Source organism: Limnospira sp. PMC 1279.21 (assembly GCF_032349615.1).
GTDB lineage: Bacteria > Cyanobacteriota > Cyanobacteriia > Cyanobacteriales > Microcoleaceae > Limnospira > Limnospira fusiformis.
Map to the genome: position 1 here is coordinate 1 of NZ_JARPLU010000190.1, position 8,082 is coordinate 8,082.

Sequence of the window (8,082 nt, forward strand, 5' to 3'; positions counted from 1 at the left end):
TTTGGTCTTCTTAGTCATCTCGTCCTCTCCATTATACGTCCTAACTTTCCTGTCTGGTGCTATATCCGCTAAATATTCTGAACTACACACAACTGTTAAACAAAATACAGAAGACATCAATAGATTAGCAGCTTCAATAAGAAAAGAGACTAGAGAAGAGAGAAAAATAATCTGGCTGGTTTTCAGACATATTGAAAAATATTTAACTAAAACAACTGATGATCATGGACTTCATTTAAGAGACAACGAAATCAACAACAATGGACTCTAATGTATTACCAGATATAGTCAAACTGGGAACTGATGGCATTACAGTTTTTTTAGTCTGGCAGTTAATGAAGCAAAACCAGAAACTGATATCAGAGGTTAACTCCAGAGACAACGAACTAATGAAGCTGATTGACACAATCCTAAATCAATATAGGCAGTACCCAACAGAATTAAGCGATCGCACTAGCCGAATTAACCGTCCCAGAGCAGAAAGCAATGAGTAAGTTATCATACTGGCCCAATGGATGACAGCCTACTGGGAAAATGGACAAAATAAGTACAAATTCCCACCTAGGACAAAAAAGCGATCGCATTAAATCCCTTGACACCAATCTGTACTCGCACAAAACGACAAGGGTAAACGCTTCATTGTATCATTTGATTGAAGTCTTGGAGGCGATCGCCAAGATTTGCCAACGGCTAAACGGACTCAAAAGGATTAAATTTCTGAAAAATGCCCAGACCTACTGTGATTATTCCCGGCTATTTTGCCTCATTCAAAGACTATCAGGAGTTAGCACAATCTCTGGAAAAGGAAGGGATACCGACCCTTATTGTTCCCATCAAAAAACTTGATTGGTTGCCGACAGTGGGAGGCAGATCAATGGTACCGATTTTGCGTAAAATTAATACGACAGTACAGCAAACTCGGCTTCAGTATAATTCTGATCAAGTTAACTTAATTGGTCATTCGGCTGGGGGTTGGATTGCCAGAATTTATATGGGAGAAAAACCCTATACTATTCATAATGATGTTAATGAAGATACTCAGGGTTTGTGGAATGCGCGACCATATATAAAGAGTCTCATCACCTTGGGAACTCCCCATATGAGTCGGGAACAATGGACTCGCAAAAATTTAGATTTTGTTAAGTTTAATTATCCCGGTGCATTCTATGAAGATATCCGCTATGTTTGTATCGCTGGTAAAGCGATTATGGGGGGACGTAAGCGAGGACAAATACTAGCTTATAATAGCTATAAAATCACTGTGGGGGTGGGAAATACTTGGGGTGATGGCATTACACCTGTTGAGGCTGCCCATTTAGAAGGGGCAGAAAATATCACGTTAGATAATGTTTGGCATTCCCCCAGTTCCCCAGGAAAGTGGTATGGTTCTATTGAGGTAATTCCTGAGTGGATTGATCAATTAAATTGAGGAAATGGTGGTGAAAGTTACAGAACAAAACATCAAACTAGATAAGTTTTTGAAACTGTCGGGGTTAGTGGAAAGTGGCGGACAGGCTAAGGCTTTTATTCAGTCGGGTTATGTGATGGTTAATGGACAAATAGAAACTAGACGGGGACGGAAATTAATAGAAGGCGATCGCGTAACTTTTAACGGGGAAACTTTCCCAGTTACCATACCAGATAAAATCTGACCCAATTCGGCTAATTTTAAGCAAAAACTACGGTGCGATTACCATAGGCTAAAACACGATGTTGGAGGTGAAGACGGACAGCGCGAGATAAGACTAATCGTTCTAAATCTTTTCCTTTGCGAACCAAGTCAGCAACTGTATCTCGGTGGCTGACACGAACAACATCTTGTTCTATTATAGGTCCTTCATCGAGATCGGCGGTGACATAATGGGCGGTGGCACCGATAATTTTAACGCCGCGATCATAGGCGCGCTGATAGGGATTAGCTCCCGGAAAAGCAGGTAAAAAAGAGTGATGAATATTAATGATTGAAGGGAAACTACTAACAAATTGAGGGCTGAGAATTTGCATATATTTAGCTAAAACTACTAAATCTATTTTGTGTTGTCTTAATAACTCCAACTGCTGGGTTTCTTGCTCGTTTTTGTTGTCGGGAGTAATGGGGATATGATGAAAGGCGATCGCCAACTGATCCGCAATAGGTTTAAGGTCGGGATGATTACTAATAATTAGGGGAATTTCCGCCGGCATTTCTTTAGCTTGCCATCGCCATAACAGGTCTAATAAACAATGGTCTTGCTTAGTCACCCAGATGGCAATTCGGGGAATAGTATCGGAAAAATGTAGTTGCCAATTAGCCTCTAAAGGTTTGGCGATCGCACTAAAAGCCGGCGCAATCACATCTCTGGGCAAATTAAAGTCTTTTAATTCCCATTCAATCCTAGTTAAAAATAATTGGGCTGAAGCATCAGTATGTTGATCAGCGTGAATAATATTGCCACCATTAGAGTAGATAAAATTGGCAATTTTAGCCACCAGTCCACGACGGTCAGGACAGAAAACCAGTAAAGTAGCAGTAGGTGATTTCATCTTAATTTGGCTGTTGGTTTGATGGTTAATGTTAAAGATACTTGTCTCGTAGCTTCACAGATTTGATCACTATAGCTTCCACAGCGATCGCAATATCCCAGGCTTCTGCTAAAATTTTATGCTCCGGGGTAGTATAATCTTGCCATTGAGGTATAGTCAAATTAGAAACATCACAGGGAAACAGATGGGAGGATTCTTTAATTAAGCAACGATTCCGGCGAATCATGACCTCTGTATTGAGGGTTATAACTAATTCTTTCCTAATCATTTTCAAGGCGCTAAGAATTTGGGAACGGTCAGGGACTTTAGCGGTAGGATTTCCGGCATTTTCCAGTTGATCACAAAAGGCGATCGCATGAATAATTCTATTATATCGCTCCACTTGCATCCAAATAGCTATTAAAGATTTATGTCGCCAAGTCGTGATAATTTTGAGGGTCTCATCAATAATTAAGCCGAAACAGGCGATCGCATGAATGACTACCAAAACCGTTTGAGAGGCTGGAAAAATCCCAATTAGTATCCCATAACTGAGTAAGACTAAACCCATAGCCAGCAAAGTTTTTAATCCCTCCTGCAACAACTTTTTGAAAGTAGCAGGTCGGTAGACTCGGTTGATACCTAGTCCGCTGAGGTGTTTCAGTTCTCCTCGGCTAATTTCTAAACCTTCTAAATCAGGTGTCATTGCTGGGTATTTGGGTTTATTTTATCTGGGAGTTACCATTATAATTCTCTGCTAAAGTGGCGATCAAATTTTTCTCTTTAGACTGTTTGATAGATTTTTGATAAGCCCATTCTGGGGTAATTGGTAGAGGTTTTTTAAGTTCATTATACTGCTCATTTAAGGATACTAATTTTTCCAGTTCAACAATCAGATCCTGGGGATTAACGAGACAATAAAGCAAGAATTTATCATAAGCATCTCCCATTTGTTCATAGACACGAGAAGCGGATAAGTGGTTAGTAGCCCTATCCATAGGATTGAGAAAAGTCAATAAAGGAGCCAAACTCGCCACCATAATTGAAAATACAATATATAATCCATAGCTTGCGCCATTTTCCGCCTGCAAATCTGCGATCGCTTGCACACTAGCGGCGGCGGCTAAAACGGTGCTGGGAATACCGATATATAAATTAGTGTGAGACCAACGAACTGACACATAAAGATGCGCCCAAGACATAATTCTACATAAATTTCTTCTATCTTCGGCTCTGGCGAGAATATCCTCTCGTTTAACCAATTCATTCATTCTATCGATGTCCCTAGTATTTTTCTAGCACAGTGAGGTTGATTTTTCAGGTGGTAACTGCGCTAAGAAATTATACGATATAGTGTGCGACTACGAAACAGGAGAGCGACTCGAAGTGACGGGTAAGCCGATCATAAAAGTTGTTCCGGCTTCAGTTTTGGGAGTGACTCCCTGGGGTAGCCATTCAGCAAGACAGGGAGAATAGACCATTATTTCCCCTTCCATTGGCTTGAGTAAATCTTGGACGATCGCCAAACCCAGGCCAGTACCAGGGATATTCCCTTGAGCCTGAATACCCCGATATCCTCTTTCAAATAGACGATCGCGATCGCCTGGGGGAATTCCCGGTCCGGTGTCACTGATAGCAATAGCCACACCGGGAGCCGGCCAATGGTCGATCGCATAATTCTCGGCCACTTTCAGATAAATCTCGCCGCCGGGGGGAGTATATTTAAGTGCATTATCCAAAAGATTGCTAATCACCTCCCGCAGGGCCTTAGCATTTCCTCTGACTGTAGGGACTTTTGGGGGAATTTCGGCAATACATATAAGTTTTCGTTCATCGGCGATCGCACAAGTGGCCGTCCATAGGGGGTTAATAATCTCCTGAACCTTAATCGGTTCAATAATATCAGTAGCAGGTAGCAAAACCGGGGACTTAGCCACTGGTGTCGGAGGTTCGGGGCTAGTGTTTACATATTCTACTGTGGGTGTTTGGCTATCTTCAATGGAGGAAAAGGGGAGACTGAGGAGATTTTCTCCTCTTTCCGCAGTGCGATCGACCTGTTGGAGTAGTTCCTCAATGCGATCGCTTTGGCTGAGGATATTATCAGCGAGTTTATAGTTACGGTCATCGGGATTGAGGCGCTTTAGCAAAAGTTTCCCAAAGGTCCGCAAAGCAGTCAGGGGACTTTTTAGCTGATGCAATAACCCCTGTAGAGTTTGGTATTCTTGGCTTTGTAGCTGATATTGTTGTCTAACTTCCTGTTGTAGCCATTGAGAACGTCGATCCAAAATACACGCAGTAGTAAGAGTATGAGCGATCGCCCTCAGTTGTCGCTGTTCCTGGGAATTCCAGGGTCGGTCATCGCGACCTGTCACCAAAAAACCCATCACCATGCGATCGTGAATTAGGGGGAGGACCTGTTTTTGAGGAGAATCAACATTTTGCCAGTCCGACTCTGGGGGTTGGTCCCCGAATGATTCCACTTCTTCTGTCTCTGTCCTCGCAATATTTTCTGATGGGGGAGCTAACCTGGGGAGGAGACTAGGTTTAACAGACCAGGTAAAATCCAACTGGGGTAGTTGGATCAGAACTTGATCATCAGACCATGACCGAGGTATTTCTGGATAAGCAGCGATCGGGATCAGTTTTCCTGGCTGACCCGCCGCCCAATCTTCTGCCAGATATACCACACTTAAAGAGGCTCCCCAACCCGTGATTAGGGAAACTTGAGCTTGACAAAGGGTGATAAATTCCGAACTGGTAGCCATGAGCAAGGTTTATTAACAATTAATTTGATACCCTTTAGCCCTCACAACGAGATCCCTCCCTACCAGGGGATAACTAATTTGCCCCGTGGTATGGTAAACTAACTCGACCCAGAAACCATCAAACTTGATCTCAACGGCGCTATCCCGATTATATAGTAGTCTGGATTTCACAGGCCATGGCTGTCCACTTTTGCCTTTTGAGGAATGGGACCCTAATCAACTCAACTTGGGGGTCAAACCATCTAGGGATAATCCCTTGAGTTCCCAAAACTGGGCGATTATTTTTTATTTGTATCAATGTATTAAAATCTATTGAAATTTCTGGCCAGAAGATATATAATTCACTCGTATTTGGTAGCTAGATTTACACCCATCTGCTCAAAGAGGAGGTAAAGAAATTGGCTAGAAGACGTAAGCGCAAGAGCCGTCGCAGACAAGAAGGACGGCGCATTCTTGAGTGCGTGCCTCAATATAGCATTTCCAGTGGCGAAGATAAACCGGTAACCGCCGCCCGCAAGTATATTCACTCTGAGGGCATAATTCCTCCGGCTTTGCTACTGGTCAAAAGAAACGAACACACGACCGATCGCTATTTCTGGGCCGAAAAAGGTCTATTTGGTGCTCAGTATGTCGAAGAAAACCATTTTTTGTTCCCCAGCCTAAAGCATATTGCTGAAAAAAACAATAACCTGGTGACGACAACCGCGAGAGTTTAATTGTGGATGTTGTAACTGACAACATCATTTTTTTTGTCAGGATTCCGCCATATTTTGGGAGATCAAACTGTTCCGAACAGGGAGATTAACCAGACATTGGTTTGTCATCGGATTAACTTAATGTCGGCAGGAGTCTCCCGTTATACCAGAAGTTAACGGGAGGAAGATGCCGCCAACTGGGTATGAAAACCCTCCCTCGCGCTTGGCTTGGGGAGAGGGCGGGAAACTAGGCGGCTAATTATTGGTCGTGCTAGGAGAGTGGGTGCCAAAAGTTAGAGCGGGTTGCTATTAGCCTTAAATGTTCTCTGATTGTTTAGAAGCGAGAGCTTGTTTTAAGGTAGCCAGTTCATCCCTATGGGCTGTAACCCGAATCATACTCTCGGTTCTGCTCTCAGAACTTTTAACGGCTTCCAGTTGTAGGAACACCTGCTCTGGTCGCTTGGCCTTTTGCCAATAAAAAAAGCCAGCGAGAGGAGAAAACAGCACCAGGGCGAGAAAACCATAGCCAGAAGCGGGGATAGCCATTGACATCACCAAACCCAAACACAGGCTACCAATAGCGGTTAACAGGGTGAGAAAAATGGCCATGAACCAACTGGGGCGGACTAAGCCTTCATAGGTGATCGAATTTTCCTGGCGATCAATAGCGATCGCACGGTAGGCTCGCGAGTGAAAATAATTCTGAATTTGCTCTAGGAGAGTGTCCGCGTCTTGGGGGACACAGATAGTTTGCTGCTCAGTTCGCTCCTTAACCGAAGCCTTGATAAAGAAAAACAGACCGACAGCCAATAACAGGGTCAGAAAAAAGGTGGATGGAATAACAGGAATGGTCATAAATTTCGGGAACGACTAGCGGACACTATATTATTTTACGGCCATTGGTGTAGTCATACCAAAGTTGAGCCAGTTCTCCTGCTAGGGGACGACACTCGGGTAAAACTTGGTACATTCGGCGGGGTCTTCCTCGACCGTCAACTTTTTGCCAATATCCGCTAATAGTTCCCTCCCGTTCCAAAAACTTCAAAGCGCTATAGAGAACGGTATCTGAGAGACGATAGATCCTATATTCTTGCTCCAAGCGTTTAATCAACTCAGTTCCATAGGAGTCCTCACCCAAAAAGACCGATAAGACATAGCAAACCGCTAACTCCCGATTGAGATAAATCGGCGGCGGGTCTTGAAAAAATCGATAGATATCCTCAAAGGTCATCAGCCTGTCCCACTCCACATCCTTATCCTTACCTGTTTATGAAAACAGCAAGGGGTGTTCATTGACTTTTGACATCTAATTTATCGCGTTTTTCAACCAGCGTTTGGTCAATGAAATCACTATTTGAGGATATTTTGAGGATATTTTGACTAACTGGCTTTGCGATCGCCAATTAACTGATAACACTCAGCCACAGAAGCACCCTCAGCCATAGCAGCCGCCAGGGCTTCTAATGCTGACCAGTTTTGCTTGAGCAAAGTTTTAGCCTGTAAGATAGCCCAGCGTTCCTTAATTTCAGCATCTTGAGGTGAGCGCCCTAATTGAGTCCATAAGCGCCTAATATTTTGGCGATCGGAAAGTCCCCCCAGAGCCTGATCATAAACCAAAATTTCGGCAGCAATACCCGCCATCCAAACCTTACAGTATTTATCGATCGCTTCTGAGGAAATCACGCCATGGTCAAGTTGTTCCATCAACTCGACATCATTAAAGCGGACTCCTCCTTGGGCTTTTTGTCCTTGTCTAAAGGCTTCCCAAGCGGTCAGCGCATATCCTTCCACGGGAACACCCAACAAATAAGCCATTAAAAAGTGACCAGCTTCGTGGTGGACAATGCGATCGCGCCGGGAACCAGAAGAACCGGCGAACCAATCCACTAAAATAGTGGAGCCTTGACCCTGTAGGCTAAAAGTATCCAGAGTAGCCAATCCCAATAATACAAACACCATTCCGGCTGGGACGGCGGCGGATATGTGAAACAGAGGCGCTACCAGGGTAGTTAAAGTCAGGGTAAAAATAGTAATCGCAATCAGATTTAAAGAAGTATCCCGCATTTATCACGTAAAACTCCTGGGAGGGTTGGAAGCTCCGTGATTGATCACGGAGAGGA

12 protein-coding genes and 1 pseudogene are annotated in these 8,082 nt (G+C 43.7%); 6 read left to right on the top strand and 7 right to left on the bottom strand.

Features of this window, described 5'->3' with window-relative positions:
- The 5 genes and pseudogenes from P5683_RS20715 to P5683_RS20735 form a co-directional block, all read left to right on the top strand.
- A pseudogene (locus P5683_RS20715) lies at positions 1-271 on the top strand (hypothetical protein); the annotation flags it as partial.
- On the top strand, positions 261-494 hold the full coding sequence (locus P5683_RS20720; RefSeq protein ID WP_006626162.1) for a hypothetical protein: 234 nt from the start codon (positions 261-263) through the stop codon (positions 492-494). The pseudogene P5683_RS20715 and the gene P5683_RS20720, both read left to right, overlap by 11 nt.
- A 40-nt stretch (positions 495-534) precedes the next feature.
- Positions 535-846, top strand: coding sequence for a hypothetical protein (locus tag P5683_RS20725; RefSeq protein WP_228116639.1), 312 nt, complete (start codon positions 535-537; stop codon positions 844-846).
- Entirely contained in the window at positions 740-1,429 is a 690-nt protein-coding gene (locus P5683_RS20730) for a triacylglycerol lipase (protein WP_231296554.1), read from the top strand. Before P5683_RS20725 ends, P5683_RS20730 begins: the two co-directional genes overlap by 107 nt.
- Positions 1,430-1,433: 4 nt before the next feature.
- Positions 1,434-1,652 (top strand): RNA-binding S4 domain-containing protein, encoded by a 219-nt coding sequence (locus tag P5683_RS20735; protein ID WP_006626164.1) that lies wholly within the window; start codon positions 1,434-1,436, stop codon positions 1,650-1,652.
- 16 nt (positions 1,653-1,668) lie between these two features.
- Here the strand turns inward: P5683_RS20735 and purU are convergent, their stop codons facing one another.
- The 4 genes from purU to P5683_RS20755 form a co-directional block, all read right to left on the bottom strand.
- Entirely contained in the window at positions 1,669-2,523 is an 855-nt protein-coding gene (gene purU, locus P5683_RS20740) for a formyltetrahydrofolate deformylase (RefSeq protein WP_006669286.1), read from the bottom strand.
- Between the two features lie 31 nt (positions 2,524-2,554).
- Positions 2,555-3,208, bottom strand: a complete 654-nt coding sequence (locus P5683_RS20745) for a hypothetical protein (protein WP_315640986.1) — start codon at positions 3,206-3,208, stop codon at positions 2,555-2,557.
- 16 nt (positions 3,209-3,224) lie between these two features.
- On the bottom strand, positions 3,225-3,773 hold the full coding sequence (locus P5683_RS20750) for an SLATT domain-containing protein (RefSeq protein WP_315640987.1): 549 nt from the start codon (positions 3,771-3,773) through the stop codon (positions 3,225-3,227).
- 90 nt (positions 3,774-3,863) lie between these two features.
- On the bottom strand, positions 3,864-5,267 hold the full coding sequence (locus tag P5683_RS20755) for a HAMP domain-containing sensor histidine kinase (RefSeq protein WP_315644823.1): 1,404 nt from the start codon (positions 5,265-5,267) through the stop codon (positions 3,864-3,866).
- Positions 5,268-5,665: 398 nt separating this feature from the next.
- Between P5683_RS20755 and P5683_RS20760 the strand changes: the two genes are divergently transcribed.
- On the top strand, positions 5,666-5,983 hold the full coding sequence (locus P5683_RS20760) for a DUF3155 domain-containing protein (protein WP_006669290.1): 318 nt from the start codon (positions 5,666-5,668) through the stop codon (positions 5,981-5,983).
- Positions 5,984-6,277: 294 nt separating this feature from the next.
- Here P5683_RS20760 and P5683_RS20765 read toward each other — a convergent pair whose 3' ends face one another.
- The 3 genes from P5683_RS20765 to P5683_RS20775 form a co-directional block, all read right to left on the bottom strand.
- Positions 6,278-6,817 (bottom strand): cofactor assembly of complex C subunit B, encoded by a 540-nt coding sequence (locus tag P5683_RS20765; protein ID WP_315640989.1) that lies wholly within the window; start codon positions 6,815-6,817, stop codon positions 6,278-6,280.
- Positions 6,818-6,842: 25 nt separating this feature from the next.
- On the bottom strand, positions 6,843-7,193 hold the full coding sequence (locus P5683_RS20770) for a PadR family transcriptional regulator (protein WP_315640990.1): 351 nt from the start codon (positions 7,191-7,193) through the stop codon (positions 6,843-6,845).
- A 149-nt stretch (positions 7,194-7,342) separates the two neighbouring features.
- Positions 7,343-8,026 carry a hypothetical protein gene (locus P5683_RS20775; protein ID WP_006626173.1) on the bottom strand — a complete coding sequence of 228 codons (684 nt, stop codon included), beginning with the start codon at positions 8,024-8,026 and terminating at the stop codon, positions 7,343-7,345.
- Between the last annotated feature and the right edge of the window lie 56 nt (positions 8,027-8,082).

Excerpts from the sequence above, each read along its gene's own strand:
- P5683_RS20725 (WP_228116639.1), top strand. The coding sequence starts at position 535 with ATGGACAAAATAAGTACAAATTCCCACCTAGGACAAAAAAGCGATCGC.
- P5683_RS20775 (WP_006626173.1), bottom strand. The coding sequence starts at position 8,026 with ATGCGGGATACTTCTTTAAATCTGATTGCGATTACTATTTTTACCCTG.
- P5683_RS20745 (WP_315640986.1), bottom strand. The coding sequence starts at position 3,208 with ATGACACCTGATTTAGAAGGTTTAGAAATTAGCCGAGGAGAACTGAAA.
- P5683_RS20765 (WP_315640989.1), bottom strand. The coding sequence starts at position 6,817 with ATGACCATTCCTGTTATTCCATCCACCTTTTTTCTGACCCTGTTATTG.
- P5683_RS20755 (WP_315644823.1), bottom strand. The coding sequence starts at position 5,267 with ATGGCTACCAGTTCGGAATTTATCACCCTTTGTCAAGCTCAAGTTTCC.
- P5683_RS20750 (WP_315640987.1), bottom strand. The coding sequence starts at position 3,773 with ATGAATGAATTGGTTAAACGAGAGGATATTCTCGCCAGAGCCGAAGAT.
- P5683_RS20735 (WP_006626164.1), top strand. The coding sequence starts at position 1,434 with ATGGTGGTGAAAGTTACAGAACAAAACATCAAACTAGATAAGTTTTTG.
- purU (WP_006669286.1), bottom strand. The coding sequence starts at position 2,523 with ATGAAATCACCTACTGCTACTTTACTGGTTTTCTGTCCTGACCGTCGT.
- P5683_RS20770 (WP_315640990.1), bottom strand. The coding sequence starts at position 7,193 with ATGACCTTTGAGGATATCTATCGATTTTTTCAAGACCCGCCGCCGATT.
- P5683_RS20720 (WP_006626162.1), top strand. The coding sequence starts at position 261 with ATGGACTCTAATGTATTACCAGATATAGTCAAACTGGGAACTGATGGC.